The sequence below is a fragment of the Streptomyces bungoensis genome, assembly GCF_001514215.1.
In the GTDB taxonomy this organism is placed as follows: domain Bacteria; phylum Actinomycetota; class Actinomycetes; order Streptomycetales; family Streptomycetaceae; genus Streptomyces; species Streptomyces bungoensis.
Window position 1 is genome coordinate 191254 of the sequence record NZ_KQ948852.1, and the last position, 23082, is coordinate 214335.

A 23082-nucleotide genomic window follows, 5' to 3' on the forward strand; every position below is an offset into this window, starting at 1 on the left:
CGCGGGCGGTCGCCGTGGCCGGGTCCAGCGCGTCGACGACGCGCACGCGGCCCACCGGCTGCCCGCCACCGAGCAGCGGCTCGCCCGCGAACCCGGACAGCGGGCCCGGATCGACGCCCGCGCGGGCCAGTGCGGCCGCGGCGACCGGGATACGGGCCCGGTTCGCACCGTCGGCGATCTTGACCGCTATGGCGCGGCCGTCGGGCAGCGCGGCGACCTGCACGCCCTCGAATCCGTCCTTGGCGAGCAGACCCGGCACGGCCCGCATCAGCGCGGCGACGTCCCGCCGGGCGCCGGAGGCCATCTCGGCGTGCTCGCGCATCGCGTCGGCGACCCGGGCCTCGGGCGTGCCGGGCGCGGCCGTGGCGATGCGGGCGGCGGCGCGGGCGAGCCCGTGCAGGGAGACGGCGAACAGGGGCGCGCCGCAGCCGTCCACGGTGACCCGGGCGATGCCCTGGCCGGTCAGGTCCTCGACGGTCTTGGCGACGGCCTGCTGGAGCGGGTGCGCCGGGTCCAGGTAGTCCGCGCGGGACCAGCCGTTCAGGGCGGTGGTCCACAGCATCGCCGCGTGCTTGCCGGAGCAGTTCTGGGCGAGGCGGGAGGGCAGCCGGCCCTCGCGTATCCAGGTGTCGCGCACGACCGGGTCGTACGGCAGGTCGGGGACGTTGCGCAGGTCGTCCTCGGTGAGACCGGCGAGTTCCAGGATCCGCCGGGCGCCGGCGAGGTGGCGTTCCTCGCCGGAGTGGCTGGCGGCGGCCAGGGACAGCAGTTCCCCGTCGAGGGGCAGCCCGGCCCGCAGCATGGCCACGGCCTGGACGGGCTTGAGGGCGGAGCGCGGGTAGAACGCCGCCTCGATGTCGCCGAGCCGGAACTCGACCCGGCCGTCGGCGCCGAGGACGACGACGGAGCCGTGGTGGACGCCCTCGACGACCCCGCCGCGGACGAGGTGGGCGACGGGGGCGTGGCGGGGTTCACGGACGACGGGTGCGGCCGCGGGGAGAGTGCTGTACATCACTGCCTGTATCGGTGGGTGGGGCGGGCCGGCGCGGGTCGCGCGCCGGCGCCGGTGGACGTGCGCGTCGGGCCGGGGTCTCCGGGCGCCGGCGCGGCCGGGCGAGGGCGTGCGGCGGCGGGGTACCGCTCGCTCATGCCCCGGGCCCGTCGTGCGCGGGGAGGTCCGTGCGCGGGGAGCGCACGATGTCGGTGAGGGTCTTCTCGACGCGGTCCAGGTGGTGACTCATGGCCTCCACCGCGTCGTGCTCGGAGCCGTCGACCAGCGCCTCGACGATCGCCCGGTGCTCGCGGTTGGACTGCTCGCGGCGTCCGCCCAGTTCGTTGAGGAAGGCCGACTGGCGGGCGAGGGCGTCGCGGATCTCCTCGATGACCCGGCGGAACACCGGGTTCTGGGCGGCCTCGGCGACGGCCAGGTGGAAGAGGGTGTCCATCGCGACCCAGGCGGTGGTGTCCGTCTCCCGCTCCATGCGGTCCAGGAGGTGCGCCAGGTGGTCGAGGTTCTCCGGGGTGCGGCGCGCGGCCGCGTATCCGGCGACCGGGATCTCGATGTGGCGGCGCACCTCGAGGAGGTCGCTGGCCGCGTAGTCGCCGAAGGTGGGGTCCTCCACGCTGCCCGCGACGACGAAGGTGCCCTTGCCGGTCCGGGAGACGGTCAGGCCCATCGTCTGCAGCGCGCGCAGGGCCTCGCGGAGCACGGGCCGGGACACCTCGAGGGTGCGGCACAGCTCGGCCTCGGAGGGCAGCTTGTCGCCGATGGCGTACTCGCCGCGCTCGATGGCGCCGCGGAGGTGGCCGAGCACCGCTTCCATCGCGCTGACGCGCCGCGGGACCGCACCACCTGTCTGGCTGTCTGACAGGTTCACGGGAGTGATCCTGCGGGCTGCGGGGCGGGGCTGTCAAGACGGGAGAACGCCCACGGGGTGCGGCGCCCGCGTGCAGGCACCGCACCCCGTGGGTGATCAGGAGGTTCGCTCAGGCGTTGACCACGCCGGCCGCGCACAGGCCGAGGATCGCCGCGCCGGCGATGAGCCGGTAGACGACGAAGGCGTTGAAGGAGTGCTTGGCGACGAACTTCAGCAGCCAGGCGATGGAGGCGTAGGCGACGACGAAGGACACGACCGTGCCGACGGCCAGCGGGGCGGCGCCCACACCGGCACCGAGGGCGTCCTTCAGCTCGTAGATGCCGGCGCCGGTCAGGGCCGGGATGCCGAGGAAGAACGACAGGCGGGTGGCGGCGACGCGGTCGAGGTCGAGGATGAGCGCGGTGGACATCGTCGCGCCGGACCGGGAGAAGCCGGGGAAGAGCAGGGCGAGGATCTGCGAGCAGCCGACCCACATGGCGTCCTTGAGGGAGGTGTCGTCCTCACCGCGCTTGTGCCGGCCCATCTGGTCGGCCGCCCACATCACACCCGAGCCGACGATCAGCGATCCGCCGACCACCCAGAGCGAGGCGAGGGGGCCCTCGATCAGCGGCTTGGCGGCAAGACCGACCACGACGATCGGGATCGTGGCGTAGATCACCCACCAGGCGAACTTGTAGTCGTGGTGGTAGCGCTCCTCGCGGTTGGTCAGGCCGCGGAACCAGGCGGAAACGATCCGCTTGATGTCCTTGAAGAAGTACACGAGCACGGCGGCGATGGCACCGACCTGGATGACGGCGGAGAACCCGACGACGGACTTGTCGTCGACGGGGATGTCCATGAGGCCCTCGGCGATCTTGAGGTGGCCGGTGGAGGACACGGGGAGGAACTCGGTCACCCCCTCGACTACTCCGAGGACGACGGCCTGACCGACGGAGATGGCGCTCATGGGATCCAGTTCTGGGGAGAGGTTGGTCGACAGTGCTGTAGACAGTCTTACTATGCCCGGTCGTACGGCGGTCGGCTACGTCCGGGTGCGCGCGAGCAGCCGGTGCGGACGGCGGGCCGCGGCGACGGGCGCCCGGGTACGCCGCGCGTACGTCTCCTTCGGCCCGCCCGTACGGGTGATCGCGGCCGCGCACCAGGGTACCGCCGGGTCAGCCGGCGCCCGGACCCGCACAGACCGCGAGGCCCGGCTCCCAGAGGCTGCCGAGGACCAGGTGGCCGTCCGCCGCGCAGACGCTGGTGACCATGCGGTAGCCGGAGCCGCGCCGGGTGAGGTGGTGGACGGTGCGGCCCCGGTCGTCCAGGGCCATGACACCGATGGTGCCGCCCGGCCGGAACGGGGCGCGCACGGCGACGCGGGCGGCGGCGCGCCGCAGGGCGGCCGGGGCGCGGTGCAGCAGATCCAGCGGGGGGATGCGCGGTGCGGCCAGGGCGACCCAGATCGGGCCGCCGGCGCGGTCGCGCCAGAGGTTGTCCGGCATGCCCGGCAGGGCCGCGAAGGGTTCGGACCGGCCGGCGCGCGGGCCGGTGAGGTGGTAGCGGGTGAGCCGGCAGGCGCCGGTCTCGGCGATCACCAGGAAGCCTCCGTCGGCGCTCGGGGCGATGCCGTTGGCGAACTGCAGTCCGTCCAGGAGGACTTCGGGGGCGCCGCCGCCGGGCGGCAGCCGCAGCAGGCGCCCGGTGCCGGTGTGCTCGGCGATGTCGCCGATCCACTGGGCCAGGGGGTAACGGCGGCTGGAGACCGTGAAGTACACGCTGCCGTCGTCCAGGGCCACGGCGTTGCTGCAGAACCGCAGGGGCTCCCCCGCCACCGAGCCGGCGAGGACCCGGACCGCGCCGCCCGAGGGTTCGACACGCAGCAGGCCGCGTTCGGCGTCGCACACCAGCAGGCCGCCGTCCGGGAGGAGTTCGAGGCCGAGGGGGCGGCCCCCGGTGTCGGCGAGTGTCTCCGCGCGGGCCGTGTCCGGGTCCGCGAGGCCACGCACGCGCAGGATGCGGCCGTCCGCCGTCCCGGTCAGGACGCCGCCGCCGGGGTCGGCCACCACGTCCTCGGGGCCGCGGCCGCCGAGTCCGACACAGTGCAGCGGGACGAGTCTCGTGGTCATGTACTGCTCACCACCCCTTCTCGAACAACCGGGACACCTCGGCGATGCGGACCTCGTCGCGCCGGTAGTGGGTACGGCAGCGTATCCGGCGGGTGCGCAGGAGGCCCAGGCGGGCGAGGAGGTCGAGGTGGGCGGCGGCGGTCCGGCGGGGCACGCCCAGCTTGGCGGCCACGGCCCGCGCGGTGACGCCGTTCGCGGCGGGGTCGCCGCGACGGCGCCCGGCCGGGAAGTGGGCCGCCGGGTCCCTGAGCCAGTGCAGGATGGTCTGCCGCGTGCTGCCCGAAGGCGTCCCCGTCATCCGTACCGCCTCCGTCCCGGGCCTGCGCGGGCGCCGTGTTCCCGGTTCCCACTGTGGCGCAGCCGGTGCCGCCGCGTACCGGACTCCCCGGCCGTTGTCCGGTACCGGACGGCCGCCGGGCCGGCCCGTACCGGGAAAGCGCGAGGGGCCCGGCCGTCCCCCTGCGGCCGGGCCCCTGTCCGCGGTGGTTCAGCGGTGGCCGAACCACGACATGGAGGAGAGCGCCCTGTCGTCGTAGCCGAACAGGGCCTGGTTCTCCCAGCCGTTGCCGGAGGAGGCGTCGGCCGGGTCCCAGCCGTTGCCCGTGACGGCGGTCCAGGTCGCCTCCCAGTAGAAGACGCCGAGACCACGGTGGTCGGGGACGGCTTCGACGATGCTCGCCACGTCGTTCATCCACCTGGTCTGTCCGGCCACCGTCGCCGGGTAGCCCGCGACCAGTTCACCGGTGGTGTCGATCTGGTTGGTCAGCGAGTCGTCGCTGTCGAGACGGAACGGGTAGGCGGTCTCGGCCACGAACACCGGCTTGCCGTAGCGGGCGGCCGCGTCGTCCAGAGTGGTCTGGAAGTCGGAGAGCGGGCCGTGCCAGTAGCCGTAGTACGACAGGCCGATCGCGTCGAACCGGACGCCGTTCGCGACCGCCTTGTCGAACCACCACTCCGTGCCGGCCTTGTCCCCGCCCTTGGCCAGGTGCAGCGCGACGACGGTGGACGGATTGACCGCCTTGACGGCGTCGTAGCCCGAGTTGAGCAGCCCGGCGAGCTGGGTCCAGTTGTCCGTCGATCCCTCGGACCACAGCATGCCGCCGTTGATCTCGTTGCCCACCTGGACCATGTCGGCGGTGGTGCCCTGGGCCTTGAGCGCGCCCAGGACGTCGTACGTGTGGGTGTACACGTCGGTCTTCAACTGGCTGTAGGAGTACCCCGCCCACGCGGCCGGCTTGGTCTGCTTGCCGGGGTCGGCCCAGGTGTCGGAGTAGTGGAAGTCGACCAGCAGCTTCATGCCGGCCGCCTTGATTCGCCTGGCCGTCGCGAGCACGTGCGCCTTGTCGTTGAAGCCGTCGGCCGGGTTCACCCAGACCTTCAGCCGGGCGTAGTTCATGCCCGCGTCGCGCAGGAGGGTGACCGCGTCCCCGGTGGTGCCGGAACTCGTCCGGTAGACGCCGCCCTTGGCCTCGCTCTTGGCGAGGGAGGAGATGTCGGCACCATGGATGGACGTACCACTGGTACCGGACGTGAAGGTCAGATCGTCCACGTTGATCCAGTTGCCGGCGTTCGCGTCACTGTTGATGCTGACGGTGCACTGGTTGTCGGTCACCTTGACGGGCGTGACGATGCGGATCCACCCGCTGGACGAGACCGGCAGGTCGGTGCGCTGCTCCGTGCTCCCGCAGTTCTTCACGGCGATGTAGGCGGCCTTCTGCCCCCCGCTGGAGCGGACCCAGGCGGACAGGACGTACGCGCCGTTCGCCAGTCCGGACAGGTACTGGTACGTCTCCACCTTGTAGGCGCTGGACGCGTAGTGGCTCAGGCGGTAACTGCCGCCGTGGCCGCCGGACTCGGTGTACGAGGCGCCGTTGTCGCCGTACTCCGACCAGCCGGCCGGGGTGGCCGTGCCGGTGCCGTCGGACTCGAACCCGCCGTTGGTGAGGGTGCTCGCGGCCTCGGCGGTCTGGGCGGGCAGGGCGGTGAGGGCGAGACCGGCCGCGAGCGGCAGCAGCAGGACCCTGATGGTGCGTCTGGGATGGAACATCGTCGTCCGTCGTCCCTTCGACGTAACTGGGTGGGGTGTCCTCCGGCGGGCCCGGAGGAGAGCCCCTCCGCCCGCGGCTCTCGTGGCACTCGCGGGCGGAGGGGAGCCGGCTCAGCCGTCGAGTCGTACGACCCGGACGGCCCCCGCCGGGACCGCCAGGCGGCCCGCGGCGCGTTCGCCCGTCAGCAGCTCGGTGCCGGGTCCGTCCAGCGGCACCTTGGCGTCGGCGGCGGTGTGGTTGATCGCGAAGAGATAGCTGCCCTGCTCCCCGCTGCGGCGCACGACCTCCACGTCCCGGGGCAGGTCCGCGCGCGGGGCGATCCGCGCGTCGTCGGCGGCCCGGCCGATGACGGCGTCCAGGCCGCGTGTGTCGAGGCGGGTGGAGACGTACCAGGCGGTGCCCCGGCCGAAGCGGTGCCGGGTGACGGCCGGGCGGCCCGCCGTCAGCCCGTCGGCGTAGGTCCACACGGTCTCGGCGCCGCGCGGCACCACGAACTCCGTCCACACGTCCCCGGTGGGCTCCTCGCCGTCGGGCCCGGTCAGGCGCACCCGGTCGTCCCGCAGGAGCGGCGAGAACTCCTCCACGGTCAGGCCCAGCACGTCCCGCAGCGCGCCCGGGTAGGCGCCCTCGTGCACGGCGTCGTGCTCGTCGACGATGCCGGAGAAGTACGACACGACGAGCGTGCCGCCGTCGCGGACGTACTCCGTGAGGTTGCGCCCGGCCGCCTCCGTGGTCAGGTACAGCGCCGGCACGACGACCAGGGGATAGGCGGACAGGTCGGCCTCGGGGTGGGCGAAGTCGACCGTGAGGTGACGGTCGTAGAGGACCTCGTAGAAGGAGTCGGCGCGCTCGCGGGCGTCGTGGTCCTCGCTGGGGCGCCAGGACAGGTTCTGCGCCCACCAGGACTGCCAGTCCCAGACCATGGCCGCGTCGGCCTCGGTCCGGGTGCCGCGCAGGGTGCTCAGCGAGTCGACCGACGCGCCGAGTTCGACGACCTCGCGCCAGACGCGGGTGTCGGTGCCGCCGTGCGGCAGCATCGCGGAGTGGAACTTCTCGGCGCCCCGCCGGGACTGGCGCCACTGGAAGAACATGGCGCCCTCGGAGCCGCGCGCGACGTGCGCGAGGGAGTTGCGGGCCATCTGGCCGGGGGCCTTGGCGGGGTTGCGCGGCTGCCAGTTGACGCCCGAGGTGGAGTGCTCCAGCAGCAGCCAGGGGGCGCCGCCCGCGACCGAGCGCGTGAGGTCGGCGGCCATGGCGAGGTTGACGTGGGTGCGGCGGCCGTCGGTGATCAGGTAGTGGTCGTTGGTGACGAGGTCGACCTCGCGGCCCCAGGCCCAGTAGTCCAGGGAGTCGCACTGGCTGAGCGCGGTCATGAAGTTGGTCGTCACCGGCACGCCCGGGGAGAGGCGGTGCAGGATGTCGCGCTCCATACGGAAGTTCTCGCGGATGGTGGCGTCGGTGAACCGCCTGTAGTCCAGGGCCTGGCCGGGGTTGCCGACGGTCGGGGTGGCCCGGGGCGGGTTGATCTGCTCGAGTCCGGTGTAGTGCTGGCCCCAGAAGGCGGTGCCCCAGGCCTCGTTGACCGCGTCGACGGTGCCGTACGCGGTGGCGAGCCAGCGGCGGAAGTGGGCGGCGCAGGAGTCGCAGTAGCAGGCCGAGACGGGGACGCCGTACTCGTTGTGGACGTGCCACATGGCGAGCGCCGGATGGCTTCCGTAGCGTTCGGCGAGCCGGGTGGTGATGGCCGCGGCGGCGGCGCGGTAGTCCGCGTTGCCGTGGCAGATCGCGCCGCGCGAGCCGAACTCGTGGCGCATGCCCTCCGCGGTCACCGGCAGCGCCTCGGGGTGCGCCCGGTAGAACCAGGCGGGCGGCGCCACGGTGGGCGTGCCGAGGTCGACCCGGATGCCGTGGGAATGCAGCAGGTCGAGGACCCGGTCCAGCCAGCCGAAGTCGTACGCGCCGGGTGCGGGCTCCAGCAGGGCCCAGGAGAAGATCCCGACGCTGACCATGGTGACGCCGGCCTCCCGCATCAGCCGGACGTCCTCCTGCCAGACGCTCTCCGGCCACTGCTCGGGGTTGTAGTCCCCGCCGAAGGCGAGTCTGGTCAGGCCCCGGGGGCTGGTGTCCGGCATTGGATGTCTCCCGTTGGGTCGATCATTTGGGAACGTGCACACACATCATCGGCGGCGCGAGCCCAACATAACCGCACAGCAACAACCATTGACAAGTGTCCGGGATGTTTCTCTACTGTGAACGCTCACAGACCAGGACACGGCTCCGCGAGGGGCGGAGTGCCGGGTCTGTGAGCGTTCACATCTTGCATGGCAGGTCCCCGCAGTGGGCGGGGACCCAGGTCAGGGGAGAGATCCATGCCGCACACGAAGCGCCGCCGCCTCGTGACTACCGCCGTCGCCGTCTCGCTCGGCGCCACCACGCTCGCCGCCTGCGGTTCCGAGGACGGCGGCAAGGCCGAGTCGGGCCCCGTCTCGCTGACGTACTGGACCTGGGCGCCCGGCATGGACAAGGTCGTCGACCTGTGGAACAAGGGGCCGGGCAGGAAGGACCGGATCACCGTCACGGTGAAGAAGCAGGCCTCCGGCGACACGCTGGTCACCAAGATCCTCACGGCGCACAAGGCGAAGAAGGCCCCCGACCTGGTCCAGGCCGAGTACCAGGCGCTGCCGACCCTGGTCAGCAACGACGCGCTGGCCGACATATCCAGGGAGGTCGGCGACGTCAAGGGGAGGTTCGCCGACGGCGTCTGGCAGCAGACCACGCTGGGCACGGACGCGGTCTACGCGGTGCCGCAGGACATCGGCCCGATGATGTTCTACTACCGCGCCGACCTGTTCAAGAAGTACGGCCTGAAGGTGCCGGCCACCTGGGAGCAGTTCGCCGAGACCGCCCGCGCGCTGAAGAAGAAGGCGCCGGACAAGGACCTGACCACGTTCTCCGCCAACGACTCGGGCCTGTTCGCCGGTCTCGCCCAGCAGGCCGGCGCGAAGTGGTGGACCACCTCCGGCGACAAGTGGAAGGTCGCGATCGACGACGCGGCCACCCGGAAGGTCGCCCGGTTCTGGGGCGGCCTCGTCAAGGAGGGCGTCGTCGACAACCAGCCGATGTACACCCCGGCCTGGAACAAGGCGCTCGACACCGGCAAGCAGATCGCCTGGGTCAGCGCGGTGTGGGCGCCGGGCACGCTGACCACCGCCGCCCCGGACACCAAGGGCAAGTGGGCCATGGCGCCGCTCCCCCAGTGGTCGCTCGACCAGGACGTCACCGGCAGCTGGGGCGGCTCCTCCACGGCCGTCACGACCGACTCCGCGCACCAGGCGGCCGCGGCGAAGTTCGCCGCGTGGCTGAACACCGACGGTGACGCCCTCAACGCGCTGGCCAAGGAGAGCGGCATCTACCCGGCGTCCACCTCCGCCCAGCTCAGCGGCGCCTTCTCCAACCCGCCGGCCTACTTCTCGAACCAGGCGGACTTCTACACCAAGGCCGCCGAGATCGCGAAGACCACCGCGCCGTCCGCGTGGGGCCCGAACGTGAACGTCGCCTACACGTCCTTCAAGGACGCCTTCGGCGCCGCCGCGAAGGACAGGTCCGACTTCGGCGCCGCCCTGCGGAAGATGCAGGACGACACGGTCGCCGACATGACGAAGCAGGGCTTCGAGGTCTCCCGGTGAGCAGCTCCGCAAGCCGGAGGCCGTACGGGGTCAAGGGGGCCCCGTACGGCTTCCTCCTCCCCGCCGCGCTCCTCTTCGCGCTCTTCTTCGCGCTGCCCATCGGCTACGCCGTCTGGCTCAGCTTCCGCAAGGTGCACGTCTCCGGCCTGGGCCTCGGCTCCGGCGCCCGCCGCGAGGTCTGGGCCGGCTTCGAGAACTACACCGGGGCCTTCCGGGACAGCGAGCTGCTGCACGGCGCGCTGCGCGTGCTCGGCTACGGCTGCGTCGTCGTCCCGGTGATGCTCGGCCTCGCCCTGCTGTTCGCGCTGATGCTCGACACCGACAGGGTGCGGCTCGCCCCGTTCACCCGGCTCGCCATCTTCCTGCCGTACGCCGTCCCCGGTGTGGTGGCCGCACTGCTGTGGGGCTTCCTGTACCTGCCGGACGTCAGCCCCTTCTACTTCGTGCTCGGCAAGCTCGGCCTGCCCCAGCCCGACCTGCTGGACGGCGGCCCGCTCTACCTCGCCCTGTCGAACATCGCGGTGTGGGGCGGCACCGGCTTCAACATGATCGTCATCTACACCTCGCTGCGGGCCGTCCCGGCCGAGGTGTACGAGGCGGCGAGGCTGGACGGCGCCACCCCGCTGCAGATCGCGCTGCGGATCAAGATCCCCATGGTGGCGCCGTCGCTGGTGCTCACCTTCTTCTTCTCGATCATCGCGACGCTCCAGGTGTTCAACGAGCCGACCACCCTCAAGCCGCTCACCAACTCCGTCAACACGACCTGGAGCCCACTGATGAAGGTGTACCAGGACGCCTTCGGCCGGGGCGACATCTACGCGGCGGCAGCCGAGGCGACCCTGATCGCCCTGGTCACCCTGGCGCTGTCGTTCGGTTTCCTGCGGGCCGCGAACCGCCGCAACAGGCAGGAGGAAGCGCGATGAGTTCCCTTGCGCTGCGCAAGGCGGCCCCGGCAGCCGGCACCACCCCGGGTACGGCCCAGGGCCCGCCGCTGCGCCGCCGGATCGCCCTGGTCCCGACGGTCACGCTGCTGCTCGGCGCGGTCTACACGCTGCTGCCGGTGGCCTGGGTGGTGATCGCGTCCACCAAGTCCGGGCACGAACTGTTCTCCACGTTCACCTTCCTGCCCGGCACCGGATTCACCGGCAACCTGAAGGACCTCGACGCCTATCGCGGCGGCATCTACTGGGAGTGGATGGGCAACTCGGCCCTGTACGCCGGCCTCGGCGCCGTGCTGTCGACCGCCGTCTCGGCGTTCAGCGGCTACGCGCTCGCGACCTACCGCTTCCGGGGCCGCGAGACGATGTTCAACGTCCTGCTCGCGGGCGTGCTGATGCCGCCGGTGATCCTGGCCATCCCGCAGTACCTGCTGCTGGCGAAGGCCGACCTCACCGACTCCTACCTGTCCGTGCTGCTGCCGCAGATCCTCTCGCCGTACGGCGTCTACCTGTCGCGGATCTACGCGGCCGCCGCCGTCCCCGCGGACGTGGTGGAGGCCGGGCGGATGGACGGGGCGGGCGAGTGGCGGATCTTCACCCGGATCGCGCTGCCGATGATGATCCCCGGCATGGTCACGGTGTTCCTGTTCCAGTTCGTCGCGGTGTGGAACAACTTCCTGCTGCCGTACATCATGCTCAGTGACGACGAGAGGTTCCCGCTCACGCTGGGCCTGTACACGCTGCTGGAGCAGGGCGCGAACACCCCGGCGCTGTACACGCTGGTGATCACGGGCGCGTTCCTCGCGGTGCTCCCGCTGATCGCGCTGTTCCTGGTCGTCCAGCGCTTCTGGAGCCTGGACCTGCTGTCCGGGGCCGTAAAGTCATGACCATGAGCAATCCGGGGGGCCGGCGCAGACCGCCGACGATCCATGACGTGGCGCGCGAGGCGGGCGTCTCGCGCGGCACCGTCTCGCGCGTGCTCAACGGCGGCCACTACGTCAGCCCCGCCGCGCAGGAGGCGGTCAACGCCGCCATCCGGAAGACCGGGTACGTCGTGAACCGGCACGCCCGCTCGCTCATCACCGGGCGCTCCGACTCGGTCGGCTTCCTGCTGACCGAGCCGCAGGAGCGGTTCTTCGAGGACCCCAACTTCAACGTCCTGCTGCGCGGCTGCACCCAGGCGCTCGCCGCGCACGACATCCCGCTGCTGCTGATGCTGGCGGGCACCGAGGACGAGCGGCGCCGCATCACGCGGTACATCACGGCCGGGCACGTCGACGGGGTGCTGCTGGTCTCCAGCCACTCCGGCGACCCGGTCGCCGAGGAGCTTCGGGAGGCGGGGGTGCCGCTGGTGGCCTGCGGCAAGCCGATCGGCCTCGGCTCCAAGGTGAGCTACGTGGCCGCCGACGACCGGGACGGCGCCCGGGACATGGTCCGCCACCTGGTGGCGCTGGGCCGGCGGCGGATCGGCGTGGTCACCGGCCCGCTGGACACGCCCGGCGGCGTGGAGCGCCTCGCCGGCTACCGGGAGGTGCTCGCGGAGGCGGGCATCGCGGTCGACGACCGGCTGGTCGTCTCCGGCGACTACAGCCGGGCCAGCGGCGAGGCGGGCGCGGAGCGGCTGCTGGCGCAGGCGCCCGACATGGACGCGGTGTTCGTCGCCTCGGACCTGATGGCCCAGGGCGTGCTCGCGGCCCTGCACCGGGCGGGCCGCCGGGTGCCCGAGGACATCGCGGTCGGCGGCTTCGACGACTCCCCCGCGGCGACGGCCGCGACCCCGGCGCTGACGACCATCCGCCAGCCCTGGGACCGGATCAGCAACGAGATGGTCCGGGTGCTCCTGGCCGAGATCGGCGGCGAGGACCCGTCGGCGGTGATCCTCCCGACGGAACTGGTGCGCCGCGACTCGACCTGAGAGCGCCGGCGGGCCGGCCGTCACGGGCCGCCCTGAACCGGTCAGGATCGGAGAAGCCCCGGTGGGCTCGCCGCGCCTAGCGTGAGAGCACCGACGCGGAACGCGTCGGGTCACGCGACGCGAAGGAGTGGGTCCCATGACCGCCGGACTGCAGACGATCGTCTACCCCGTCAAGGACAAGGACCGCGCCAAGGCCCTGTTCACCGTCCTGCTGGGGGTCGAGCCGTTCGTGGACGAGCCCTACTACGTTGGCTTCAAGGCCGAGGGGCAGGACGTCGGCCTCGACCCGAACGGTCATGCGCAGGGCCTGACCGGGCCGGTGCCGTTCTGGCACGTCACCGATCTGCGGGAGCGGCTGGCGGCCCTGCTGGCGGCGGGCGCCGAGGTGGTGCAGGACGTCCGGGACGTCGGCGACGGCCGGCTCGTGGCATCGGTCAAGGACCCCGACGGGAACCTGGTGGGCCTGCTCCAGGACCCGTCCGCCTGAGGCCCGGGGCGGGCACCGCACACCGAATTAGTTGCACACTCAACAATTGGCCGAATCGGTGCTACGGTGCGGGTATGGCAGTCAAGACGGCCGACGTGCGGCTCGAGGAACGGTGGCGGGACATCCTCACGGTGCACGCGCGGACGATGTGCGAGATCGACCGGGCGCTGCATCCGCACGGGCTGGGCGCCAGCGACTTCGAGGTGCTGGACATCCTGGCCTCCGAGTCGCCCGGGGAGGGCGACCAGTGCCGGGTGCAGAACCTGGTCGGCCGGGTGCATCTCAGCCAGAGCGCCCTGTCCCGGCTGATCGGCCGGCTGGAGCGGGAGGGCCTGGTCGAGCGCTCGGTGTGCGCGGAGGACCGGCGCGGGGTGTGGGTCGCGCTCACGCGCAAGGGGCGCGAGCTGTACGCCGAGGTGCTGCCGCTGCAGCGGCAGGTCCTGGAGCGCATGCTGGCCGAGCGGGCCGGCTAGACGGCCGGCCCGCCGCGACGGCGGGGCTCAGCGGGCCAGCAGCGTGCGCACCCCGTGCGAGGTCAGCGTCAGACCGTGGTCCGAGCTGCCGTCTATCGCGAGGGACAGCTCCTCCTCGGGCCACTGCGAGGCGAGTGCGCCGAGCGGGATCAGGCGGTAGCGGGAGACGAACGGCAGCAGGTCGGCCATCGTCCCCTCCGAGGTGAACACGGGGACGACGGGGTCGCCCCCCGCCTGCTCGAGGACGGGCAGAGCCACCGTCGAGGCGTCGGCGCCCTCTCCGTCCACCGCGTCGTCCGGCACCGGGACGAGCACCTCGCTGTGGGCGAGCGTGTCCAGGGCGGCCTGGTCCTCGGCGTTCACGGCCAGCGCGTCGAGCGCCTGCTGGGCGGGCGTCGGCAGATGGTCGTCGTATGCGGGTGTCTCCATGGCAGATCCCCAGGTAGCTGCGGTCGTACGGCCACGCGGAGGGCGTGGCCCGGGCGTGCTCCGCCTCGCGTACCCGGTGGGGTCTGCGGCATGCATGAGGATCCCGGGGAGAGCCGGCGTCCGCGCGATGTCCGTCGTGGGCGGTTCTCGTGGAGGCGCCGGGCGCCGGGTCGGGCCGTCACCGGCCCTCGCCGGTTCCGCCGCCGTCGTCGTCCTCGTCGAAGTCCTCACCCTCGGCCTGCGACGGCGTGGTGCGCGGCGGGGACGGTCGCGTGTCGTCCGGCTCCCGCTCACCCTCGGCCTGGGACGGGGTCTGCTCGCTCATCGGTGCCTCCGTGTCGGTCGGATGCCGGTGTGCCGAAGCCTGGCGAGTACCCGCCCACCGGAGGAGCCACAACCGGACAAACAAGGTGAATCCGCCCGGACGAGCCGGGTACCTGACGAGTCCGGAACGAGAACCCCTACCGCCCTGGAGGAACCATGGCGGCTGTCAGCCCCACAGACCTGCAGAAAGCCCTGTCCGGTGCGGAGTACCCGGCCGACTCGGACCGGCTGCGGAAGGTCGCCGAGGACAACCACGCGCCCAAGGAGATCACCGACCGCCTCGCACACCTCGGGAAGAAGAAGTTCCGGAGTCCCGCCGAAGTGAGCAAGGAGGTCTTCCGGAACGCGTGACCGGCCGACGCTCGGCGTTCACACCCCCAGGTGCGACGGCTCGGCCCGGCGGGCGGTACGGAGCGTGACGCCCAGCCTCTCGAACGCGGTGGGCCGGGGCCGGCCGGGCAGGAAGTCCCGGATGCGCAGGGCGCACTCCTCGGGCGAGAGCAGGCTGGTGTCCACGTCCAGGTCGTGCACCTCGTGGGCGTGAACGTGGTCGAACTGCTGCGCGGCGAGGCCCGGTTGCCGGTCGCCGCGCTCGCGCTCACGGCGCTCCAGTTCGGGCAGCGGGCAGCGGACCCCGACCAGGACCGTGTCCTCGGGCACGAGCAGGTCGAGGAGGTCCAGCAGGCGCCAGCGGCGGCTGAGCGGATGGTCCACGACGAGGTTGTTGCCTCCCGCGGCCATCCCGGCGACGGCGCGGTGGAACCCCTTGACGGTGCGGTCGATCTCCTCCTGGAGGCCCTGCCCGGCCAGGGGGTTGCCGCCGCGCAGCCCGTGGAAGGCGTCGACCGGCATGTGGAACCAGGTGCCGTCGAGGAGGCCGAGCAGCGCCCGCGCGATGCTGGACTTGCCGGAACTGGACGTGCCGTTGAGCAGGATGACGGTGCCGCCGGCGGCGGTGCCGGGGATGCGCGCGTGCTCCGGGTCCGCTGCCTCCGGGACCGCCTCGGTCGTCATGGGTTCGTGTCCTTCCGTTCCGTGGGGTGTGCCCGGGCTGCGGGGTGCCTTGATCATCGCACGGACGGCCCCGGCAGGGGCATGCCCGTGCACCGGCGTCAACTGCCTTTTCAGGAGGTGACTTTCCGCGTCGGCGGGCGAGCCCGCGCGCCCCGTGGCATCACGCCTCCAGCGGCTGTGCGCGGGCGATGAGGAGCGCCACGTCGTCGTGTCCGGCCGGGTGCCGCAGCTGCCGCAGGAGCCGGTCGCAGGTCTCCTCGATGGAGCGGTCCGGCCGTGCCAGCAGGCGCAGGAGGTCGGCCAGGCGCGCGTCGATGGGGTCGTGGCGGGTCTCGACCAGCCCGTCGGTGTAGAGGATCAGTGCGTCGCCGGGCGCCAGGTCGAGGGAGGTGGTCGCGAAGGGCACGCCGCCCACTCCGAGCGGGGTGCCGGTGGGCAGGTCGAGCAGCTCGGGCGGCCTGCCCGCGCGCACCATCACCGGGGGCAGATGGCCGGCGGAGCTCACCTGCAACCGGGCGCGGTGCGGGTCGTAGACCGCGTACACGCAGGTGGCGATGTAGGGGTCCAGGCCGTGCGTGATCCGGTCGAGGTGGGTGAGGATCCGGGCCGGGTCGAGGTCGAGGTCGGCGAGGGTGGAGGTGGCGGTGCGCAGCCGGCCCATGGTGGTCGCGGCCGGGATTCCGCTGCCCATGACGTCGCCGACGATGAGGGCGGTGCGGTCGCCGTCGAGCGCGATCACGTCGTACCAGTCGCCGCCCACCTCGCTGAACGCCGTCGCCGGCCGGTAGCGGGCGGCGACCTCCAGACCGGGATGGCGGGGCGAGAGCCGCGGCAGCAGGCTGCGCTGGAGGGTCTCGGCGGCGCTGCGGATGTGCTGGTGCAGCACGGCGTTGTCGATGCTCAGCGCGGCGACGGAGGCCAGTTCGCAGGCGAGGGCGAGGTCGTCCTCGTCGAAGGGCGCGGGGTTGCGGGCGCGGGCCAGGCCCATGACGCCGATGGTCTGCCCGCGGGCGATGAGGGGCACCGCCATGTCGGTGTGGACACCGGCCTCGGCGAGCCGGCGGGCGGCGTCGGAGTCGGTGGCGATGCGGTCGAGGTCGCCGCCGCGCAGGTGGCTGATCAGGACGGGGCGGTGGGTGCGGATGCAGCGGGCCGCCGGGTGGTCGGCGTGGTAGGTCGTGAGGGTGCCCGGCCGGGCGGGCGCCTCGGCGGCGTCCGTGGGGTGGGCGGCCTTCACCGCGAGGGCGCGGAACAGCGCCGGCTCCTCGCCGATGTCCGTGCGGCCCGTGCGCAGGAAGGGGTCGAGCAGGTCGACGGCGACGAAGTCGGCCAGGGCGGGCACGAGGACGTCGGCGAGTTCCCCCGCCGTCCGCTCCGCCTCCAGGGTGGTGCCGATGCGGGCCGAGCCGGTGGCCATCAGGCGCAGCCGCCGCTGGGCCCGGTCGGCCTGCTTGGCCGCCTGGTAGCGGTCGGTGACGTCGACGACGACGTTGGCGACGCCCAGAACGTGCCCGAGGTGGTCCTCCAGCCGGTAGATCGACACGGCCCAGGCGTGCTCGTGGCCGGGGTCGGCGGCCGTACGGCCCACCACCTGCTGGTCGACCACCGGGACGCCGGTCGACAGGACCTTCTGTATGGCGGCCTCGGCGGGCAGGAACCACGGGCCGGAGAGGATCTCGCGGAAGCTGCGGCCGACGTGGTCGGCCTCGGGGACGCCGTGCATCGCGGCCAGGGCCGGGTTGACGACCACGTACCGCAGGTCGGTGTCCAGCACCGACAGCCCGATCGGGGCCTGGGTGACCAGCCGGGTGGACAGCGCCAGGTTGCGCTCCACCTGCCGCAGGGTGGACCGGTCGGTGGCCAGGCCCAGCGCGTAGTGGTCGCCGAGGCTGTCCGTGAGCCGCATGTTGCGGAACTCGACCAGCCGGGTGCCGCCCTCCCTGGTCCGGACGGGGAAGGCGCCCGCCCAGCCCCGGCCGGTCTCCATCACCTCGGCGAACAGCCTGATCGCCCTGTCCTGGTGCTCGGGGTGCAGGAGCAGCGGCGCCGCGTACTGCCCGACCGCCTCGCTGCGGGAGTACCCGAACAGTTCCTCCGCCTGCGGGCTCCACATGTCGATCCTGCCGTCGGCCTCCAGCAGCACCGCGGCGACCGCCAGCAGGTCCATCAGCCCGCTCGGGCCCGGTCCCCTGTCGTCGTCGAGGTCCGGCTGCTCCGGACGCTGCTTCGCTCGGCTCATCGCACACGCTCCCCGTCCACGATGCGGCACGGAACCCCGGGCGGCCAGGGGGACGCGCCGGGCGGGGCACGTCCGCGCCCGGCATCCCGGGCACCGGGCCACCACGAGATCCATGGTGCGCCCTCCCGCCCGCCCCGGTCGGCGAGGCGGGCGGTGCGTCGCCGGCTCAGCCGATCTCGTAGTCGAACCAGATCCGGTGGGTGCCGTCGGCGTCGACCGCGATGCCGCCCGCGCCGGTGATCCCGGTCAGGTCCCCGGTGCCGCTCGCGGGGACGACGGTGAAGAACTCCGCGGTGCGGTCGGTGCCGGTCGTCGTCGCCGAGTGGACGAAGTTGAAGGCGCCGCTCCGGCCGTGCAGCGATCCTTCGAAGGACTCCATGGCCACGTAGGTGCCCACGCCGACCGCCTGGTCGAACGCGGCGGTGAACAGGGTCGCCGAACGGCCGGCGACCTCGCCCTCGAAGTGCTTCTCCATCGTCGCCACCCCTACCGGCAGCCCGGTGGGCACGGCCGGTTCCGGCGTCAGCTCTGCGGGGACGAACGCTTTGACGGTGAACGTTCCGTTGGCTCTCATGGGCCGACCGTACCGACCGGGTCCGACAGTGCCCGGCCGTCGCGGACTCCCGGGCCGGTGGAACCTCCCCCGGCCTGGCGGCATCTGGCTGTGCGTGAGGCAGGTGCGGTGCCACCCGGGTCCCGCAGGAGAGCCTCGCCGAGGGGGAAGGCCGATGTCGACGCGGACCACGGCGGTCGCGGCGGCCGGACTGGCGGTAGTGCTGGCCGCGGTCGGCTGCGGCCGGGACGGCGCCGCAGCCGCACCGGCGCGAGCCCGGCCGGCCGCCTGCCGGACGGCCCAGCTGAGCTGGCGGCTGACCCGTCTCCCGGGCAGGCCGCACCACCCGGCGGCCACGCTCGGCGCCACGCTCCGGGGCGCCCGGAGGTGCGCCTTCGACGGCTACCCGGAGCTGGACGTCTACGTGGGCAAGGGCCCGGACGTCCCGGCCCGGCCGGAGCGGGGGGCCGGACCGGTCCGGGTGGAGCTCCACCCGGGCCACACCCTGGAGTTCCCGGTCTTCTACGCGGCGTCCCCCTTGCCGGACGGCAGTTGCCGTCTCCCGGCCGACACCACCCCCAGCGTCTCCGTACGGCCCCCGCACGCGCACGACGGCTCCCTCCTGCGGCTGTCCGACGCGCGCGGGCACGCCGAGCGGATGCAGGTGTGCGGCACCGGCATGCTCCTGGGCTCCCCCAGGCTGCGGTGAGCGGCCGCGCTTCCCGCCCCAGTCCGGCCCTGTTTCGATCTGCCTCTTGGAGAAGTAGCACGTGCTCGTCACACGCATCCGGCTCGGTGCCGTCGCGGCGCTGAGCGCCGCCGCCCTGCTGCCGGGTCACACCGCGACGGCCCGGCCCGCCACGGCGGCCCCGGTGCCACCCGGCGCGCCGGTACCGCACGCGCCGGAGGCCCCGCACCGCGCGGCCCCCGCGGCCCGGCGCCCGGCCGGTCCCCCCGCTGCCGCCGTGCCCACGCCGGCCGCCGACGGCGCCTGGACGGCCGAGGCCGCCGCCCGCTTCTGGACCAGGGAGCGCATGGCCGCGGCCACCGACCCCTCCGGCCGTACCGCCCCACCGAAGGGCTGGACCGCGGCCGGGCGACCGTCCTCCGCCGGGATCACGGGCCGGCACTTCGCGGGCATCAAGTCCGTCGGCACGCTCTTCGACACCGGCGGGGGCCCGCGCGGTCACAGCTGCTCGGCCGCCGTGGTGCGCAGCACGGGCCACGACCTGGTCCTGACCGCGGGGCACTGCGTCGGGCAGCACGCGATGTTCGTGCCCGACTACGACTCCACCAAGTCCGCGGCCCAGCAGCCGTACGGCGTGTGGGCGGTCCGGCAGTGGTTCCGTGACAAGAGGTACGCGTCGGACACGAGCACGAACTCCGACCTGGACTTCGCCTTCGCGGCCCTGCAGCCGAACGGAACGCGCGAGGTGCAGGACGTCGTGGGCGGCAACACCCTGGCCCGCACGCCCGGATTCGCCAACAAGGTGACGGTGATCGGCTATCCGAAGGTCGCGCACAACCCGCAGGACCAGGCGCTGCGCTGCCCGGGCGTCACCACGACGGCCGCGCTCCCCGGCTACTACCAGATGCGGATCACCTGCGGGGGCATGTGGGGCGGGGTGTCCGGCGGCCCCTGGTTCTCCCGGTTCGACGCCTCCGGCGACACCGGCACCATCATCGGCAACGTGGGCGGCTACAACGGGGGCGGCCCCGCCGTGCCCCCCACGGATCCGCGGTACAACGAGATCACCTACAGCCCGCTGTACGGCGACCGCTTCTTCCAGCTCTACGACGACGCCCAGCAGGGCGCCAACCCCGACCACGGCCCCTACACGCAGCCGCCCCTGCCGTACAGCATGGGGTTCGGCGCGTCCTGGAGGCACGCCAGGCTGCTGGCCGCGGGCGACTTCGACGGCACCGGCCGCAGTGACCTGATCGTGGTGCGGGACGACGGCAGGACGACCCTGTACACCGGCGACGGCGACGGCCACTTCGTGCGCGAGCGGCAGTTGCTGGCGAAGAACTCCCGCTGGGCGGACGCGCGGACGATCACCGCGGGCGACTTCACCGGATCGGACCGGTTCGACCTGCTGGTCCGCTGGGCGGACGGCGAGGTGAGGCTCTACCCGGACGTCGGCGACCTGGGCCTGGACCGGGCCGGCACCCTGATGGCCGGACCCGGCGGCGCCTGGCGGAAGGCGGTCCAGTTCGCGGCGGGCCGCTTCGGGGACTCGGGCCGGGTCGGTGACCTGGTCGTCCGCTGGGCCGACGGCGGGCTGACCCTCCACACCGGTGTCGGCGCCGGCACCTTCGGCCGGAGGCACCAGCTGTCGGGCCCCGGCGCGACCTGGCAGAAGGCTTCGCTGGTGACCGGCGGCGAGTTCTCCGGCCGCCGCGTCTGGGACCTGCTGGTGCGGTGGAGGAACGGAGAACTCGACACCTACGCGGGCACCACCGCCTCCGGTCTCGGCAGCACGTCACGTATCCGGAAGCCCAACGGGCTGTGGACGCACGGCACGGTCCTGGCCACGGGCGACTTCACCGGCGACCACCGCACCAACGACCTGGTCGTGCGGTGGTCCGACGGCGAGACGACGCTGTACGCCGACACCACCGGGTCCCGCCTGGGCGGTGAGGTGACCCTCGTGCCACCCGCCTGACCCGGGCCCGGCCGGTGCCGCCCCGGCGCGCCCGATCACCCGCTCGCCCACCTCGCCAGGCCCCGGAGCAGGGCGTTGCGGCCGCGGTCCGGCACCGTCCACAGGGTCTGGCCCCGCACCCCCCACTGCTCCAGCAGGGCGTTGGCGGCCTGGAACCCGGTCGTCGCCGCCCGTTCCATCAGCGCCACGGGCAGTTCGCCGCGCACCAGGTCGCCCGCCACCACCAGGCGCGGATCGGGGGTGCGCACGGTCGGCCGGTCCGGGTAGCCGCCCACCGGGAACAGGGGGCAGTCCGCCCGCCACTCGTGGCGGGCGTCGACCACCGTGGCCGCGCGCGTCTCCGGGTAGACGCGGTGCAGCTGGTCGACGAGGCGCTTCTCCTCGACGTCCCGGGCCGCCTCGGGCGCAACCGCGTAGGCGTGGAGTTCCACGACCGACCCTCCGGTGCGCGCGGCCCACCGGGCGGCCTCGTCCTCCCAGCGTTCCAGGACGCTGATGTTGTCCAGCGTGCCGAAGCCGCTGGTCCCGAGGAAGCCGGGCCGGTCGGGCGCGACGGGCCGGTCCAGCCACAGGCGGCTGACCAGGAACGGCGGGGCGGTGCGCAGCCGTGCGACGCGCTCGCGCCAGGGGGCGTCGCCGAGCCGGTCCGAGCGGGCGACGAGGGAGCGCAGTCCGGCGGCGTCCAGGGCGAGGACGACGCTGTCGTACGGCGTCTCGTCGCCGTCGGTGGTGATCCGGTACCCGCCGTCCCGGGCCGGCTCGATGTGCTCGACGGGCGTGCCGGTGCGCACCTGGGCGCCGTGCCGCTCCACGTAGTCGGCGAGCGGGTTCCACAGGGCGTCCGGGAAGGGGGCGCGGGGCACGTCGAACAGCAGGCCCTCGGCGGAGCCGAGGAAGTAGATGTGGAACATCAGCGCCAGCTCCGCCGCCGACAGCTGCCGCGGGTCGGCGAAGAAGCTCCGGGAGAACACCTCGAAGGCCAGGTGGCGGGCCTTCTCCGGGAAGCGGACGGCGTCCAGGAAGTCGTGGGCGCTGATGCCGTCGAGGCGTGCGTAGACGTCGGGGACGCGGACGTCGAACAGGGGCATGGCGGCGACCGGGTCCATGGCGCCCAGGTCCCGCAGTCCGAAGGAGGGGCTGAGCAGGGCGAAGCCGAGGGCGCTGAACGGCGGGGTCCGCGGCACGTGCCGGAAGCCGTCCCGCGTCCCGCTGCCGTGCAGCAGCGGGTAGTCCGGCAGTCCGGTCAGCCGCTCCAGGGCGGGGTCGGTACGGCGCAGCAGCCCGCGCAGGTTGTAGTACTGGCGGAAGAAGGCGTGGAAGCCCCGGCTCATGGTCGCCGCGGTGCCGTCCCGCAGGCGGGTCGGCCAGCCTCCGACCCGTCCGCCGAGGTAGGGCAGGCGTTCGTACAGCGTGACGGCCACGCCGCGCTCGGCCAGGGCCGTGGCGGCGGCCAGCCCGGCGATGCCGCCGCCGACGACGGCGGTGCTGGGGCGGGCGCCGTCGATGCGGCGCCGTCCCGCGGGGCCGGGCAGGACGCGGGCGCGCCGGTCCCGCCCGCGGCGGGCGGCGGGCGGCCGTGCCGCGCCGGTCATCGCGCGGTCTCCGGGCGCCGGGCGACGAAGGTGTGGGTGATGCCCGTCTGCCATCCGGGCAGCGGCAGGGCCCGCACCGTGTCGAAGCCGGCCGCGTCCAGGCGGTCCGTGAAGCGGTCCGCGGTGTCGAAGTCGACGACGCTGCGCCGCAGATGGCGGTACAGGGCGCCGTCTCCGAGGGCGCTCGCCACCGGCTGGACGAGACCCCGGCTCACCATGGTCCACACCGCGCGGTCGGCGCGCCGGCCGCTGAGGGTGTACTCGTGCACGGCGAGCCGTCCCCCGGGCGCGAGCAGGTCGTGCACGGTGGTGAGGACGGCGTCGGGGTCGTCGACGTTGCGCAGCAGGTAGGCGGCGAACACCGCGTCGAACGGCCCCGTCACGCCGGCCTCGGCGAGCCGCTCCACCGGCGCGTGCACGAAGGTGACTCCGTCCGCCCAGGGCTTGGCGGCGGCCCGCTCCAGCATGCCGGCGGAGGCGTCGACGGCCGTGATGTGCGCGGCCGGCAGTTCGGAGCGCAGCGCCGCGGTCGAGGCGCCGGTGCCGCAGCCGAGGTCGAGCAGGCGCAGCCCCGCGCCGTACCCGGGCAGGCCGAGCCGGCGCACCGAGCGCCGCAGGTGGGCGTGGTAGCCGGGGTTGGCGGCCACCAGCGCGTCGTAGCTGCGGGAGGCGTGGTCGAAGGCGGCGGCGAGGTCGTCGTCGCGCAGCAGGGTCATGCGGTCTCCAGGGCGGG

23 protein-coding genes are annotated in these 23082 nt (G+C 73.3%); 9 read left to right on the forward strand and 14 right to left on the reverse strand.

The window, feature by feature from the left end; all coding sequences use genetic code 11:
- The 7 genes from AQJ66_RS05125 to AQJ66_RS05155 all read right to left on the reverse strand — a co-directional run.
- Positions 1–1012, reverse strand: a 1012-nt coding sequence (locus tag AQJ66_RS05125; protein WP_063804016.1) for an asparaginase, incomplete at its 3' end; no start/stop codon positions are given.
- A 133-nt stretch (positions 1013–1145) separates the two neighbouring features.
- Positions 1146–1877, reverse strand: a complete 732-nt coding sequence (locus tag AQJ66_RS05130) for a FadR/GntR family transcriptional regulator (RefSeq protein ID WP_079060075.1) — start codon at positions 1875–1877, stop codon at positions 1146–1148.
- A 109-nt stretch (positions 1878–1986) separates the two neighbouring features.
- Complete coding sequence (locus AQJ66_RS05135) at positions 1987–2823, reverse strand: undecaprenyl-diphosphate phosphatase (RefSeq protein ID WP_061917201.1); 837 nt, start codon at positions 2821–2823, stop codon at positions 1987–1989.
- Positions 2824–3031: 208 nt separating this feature from the next.
- Positions 3032–3985 (reverse strand): SMP-30/gluconolactonase/LRE family protein, encoded by a 954-nt coding sequence (locus tag AQJ66_RS05140; protein WP_061917204.1) that lies wholly within the window; start codon positions 3983–3985, stop codon positions 3032–3034.
- A 7-nt stretch (positions 3986–3992) separates the two neighbouring features.
- A complete protein-coding gene (locus tag AQJ66_RS05145) occupies positions 3993–4283 on the reverse strand; it encodes a helix-turn-helix domain-containing protein (protein ID WP_061917208.1) in 291 nt (96 codons plus the stop codon).
- 189 nt (positions 4284–4472) lie between these two features.
- Positions 4473–6032 (reverse strand): glycosyl hydrolase 53 family protein, encoded by a 1560-nt coding sequence (locus tag AQJ66_RS05150; protein WP_061917211.1) that lies wholly within the window; start codon positions 6030–6032, stop codon positions 4473–4475.
- A gap of 111 nt (positions 6033–6143) precedes the next feature.
- Positions 6144–8165 (reverse strand): beta-galactosidase, encoded by a 2022-nt coding sequence (locus tag AQJ66_RS05155; protein WP_061917213.1) that lies wholly within the window; start codon positions 8163–8165, stop codon positions 6144–6146.
- A gap of 237 nt (positions 8166–8402) precedes the next feature.
- On the opposite strand from AQJ66_RS05155, the gene AQJ66_RS05160 reads away from it, so the two are divergent.
- The 6 genes from AQJ66_RS05160 (at position 8403) to AQJ66_RS05185 (ending at position 13532) form a co-directional block, all read left to right on the forward strand.
- Entirely contained in the window at positions 8403–9719 is a 1317-nt protein-coding gene (locus tag AQJ66_RS05160) for an ABC transporter substrate-binding protein (protein WP_061917216.1), read from the forward strand.
- Positions 9716–10642: a carbohydrate ABC transporter permease gene (locus tag AQJ66_RS05165; RefSeq protein ID WP_061917219.1), complete on the forward strand. Its 927-nt coding sequence runs from the start codon at positions 9716–9718 to the stop codon at positions 10640–10642. The genes AQJ66_RS05160 and AQJ66_RS05165 overlap by 4 nt, the downstream gene beginning before the upstream one ends.
- Positions 10639–11544, forward strand: a complete 906-nt coding sequence (locus tag AQJ66_RS05170; RefSeq protein ID WP_061917222.1) for a carbohydrate ABC transporter permease — start codon at positions 10639–10641, stop codon at positions 11542–11544. The genes AQJ66_RS05165 and AQJ66_RS05170 overlap by 4 nt, the downstream gene beginning before the upstream one ends.
- Positions 11541–12572 carry a LacI family DNA-binding transcriptional regulator gene (locus tag AQJ66_RS05175; RefSeq protein WP_061917224.1) on the forward strand — a complete coding sequence of 344 codons (1032 nt, stop codon included), beginning with the start codon at positions 11541–11543 and terminating at the stop codon, positions 12570–12572. Before AQJ66_RS05170 ends, AQJ66_RS05175 begins: the two co-directional genes overlap by 4 nt.
- A gap of 136 nt (positions 12573–12708) precedes the next feature.
- Positions 12709–13059, forward strand: a complete 351-nt coding sequence (locus AQJ66_RS05180) for a VOC family protein (protein ID WP_061917228.1) — start codon at positions 12709–12711, stop codon at positions 13057–13059.
- Between the two features lie 74 nt (positions 13060–13133).
- Positions 13134–13532, forward strand: a complete 399-nt coding sequence (locus AQJ66_RS05185; protein WP_061917230.1) for a MarR family winged helix-turn-helix transcriptional regulator — start codon at positions 13134–13136, stop codon at positions 13530–13532.
- A 27-nt stretch (positions 13533–13559) separates the two neighbouring features.
- Here AQJ66_RS05185 and AQJ66_RS05190 read toward each other — a convergent pair whose 3' ends face one another.
- Together AQJ66_RS05190 and AQJ66_RS39305 are read right to left on the reverse strand one after the other, a co-directional pair.
- Positions 13560–13961, reverse strand: a complete 402-nt coding sequence (locus AQJ66_RS05190) for an SseB family protein (RefSeq protein ID WP_061917233.1) — start codon at positions 13959–13961, stop codon at positions 13560–13562.
- A 178-nt stretch (positions 13962–14139) separates the two neighbouring features.
- Positions 14140–14286: a hypothetical protein gene (locus tag AQJ66_RS39305; RefSeq protein WP_167359145.1), complete on the reverse strand. Its 147-nt coding sequence runs from the start codon at positions 14284–14286 to the stop codon at positions 14140–14142.
- Positions 14287–14441: 155 nt separating this feature from the next.
- On the opposite strand from AQJ66_RS39305, the gene AQJ66_RS05195 reads away from it, so the two are divergent.
- Positions 14442–14636 carry a DUF2795 domain-containing protein gene (locus AQJ66_RS05195; protein ID WP_061917236.1) on the forward strand — a complete coding sequence of 65 codons (195 nt, stop codon included), beginning with the start codon at positions 14442–14444 and terminating at the stop codon, positions 14634–14636.
- A gap of 18 nt (positions 14637–14654) precedes the next feature.
- Here AQJ66_RS05195 and AQJ66_RS05200 read toward each other — a convergent pair whose 3' ends face one another.
- The 3 genes from AQJ66_RS05200 to AQJ66_RS05210 all read right to left on the reverse strand — a co-directional run bounded on the left by AQJ66_RS05200 (position 14655) and on the right by AQJ66_RS05210 (position 18112).
- Entirely contained in the window at positions 14655–15299 is a 645-nt protein-coding gene (locus AQJ66_RS05200; RefSeq protein ID WP_079060076.1) for a phosphotransferase-like protein, read from the reverse strand.
- 160 nt (positions 15300–15459) lie between these two features.
- The gene (locus tag AQJ66_RS05205) at positions 15460–17538 is read right to left on the reverse strand and encodes a SpoIIE family protein phosphatase (RefSeq protein ID WP_061917238.1); all 2079 of its coding nucleotides are present in this window, start codon (positions 17536–17538) and stop codon (positions 15460–15462) included.
- A 166-nt stretch (positions 17539–17704) separates the two neighbouring features.
- Positions 17705–18112 (reverse strand): DUF3224 domain-containing protein, encoded by a 408-nt coding sequence (locus tag AQJ66_RS05210; RefSeq protein WP_061917241.1) that lies wholly within the window; start codon positions 18110–18112, stop codon positions 17705–17707.
- Between the two features lie 154 nt (positions 18113–18266).
- Between AQJ66_RS05210 and AQJ66_RS05215 the strand changes: the two genes are divergently transcribed.
- Positions 18267–18800, forward strand: a complete 534-nt coding sequence (locus AQJ66_RS05215) for a DUF4232 domain-containing protein (protein ID WP_061917244.1) — start codon at positions 18267–18269, stop codon at positions 18798–18800.
- 61 nt (positions 18801–18861) lie between these two features.
- A complete protein-coding gene (locus AQJ66_RS05220) occupies positions 18862–20757 on the forward strand; it encodes an FG-GAP-like repeat-containing protein (RefSeq protein WP_279617308.1) in 1896 nt (631 codons plus the stop codon).
- Positions 20758–20792: 35 nt separating this feature from the next.
- Here AQJ66_RS05220 and AQJ66_RS05225 read toward each other — a convergent pair whose 3' ends face one another.
- Complete coding sequence (locus AQJ66_RS05225) at positions 20793–22349, reverse strand: FAD-dependent oxidoreductase (protein ID WP_079060078.1); 1557 nt, start codon at positions 22347–22349, stop codon at positions 20793–20795.
- Positions 22346–23065, reverse strand: a complete 720-nt coding sequence (locus AQJ66_RS05230; RefSeq protein WP_061917246.1) for a class I SAM-dependent methyltransferase — start codon at positions 23063–23065, stop codon at positions 22346–22348. The genes AQJ66_RS05225 and AQJ66_RS05230 overlap by 4 nt, the downstream gene beginning before the upstream one ends.
- Positions 23066–23082 lie beyond the last annotated feature (17 nt).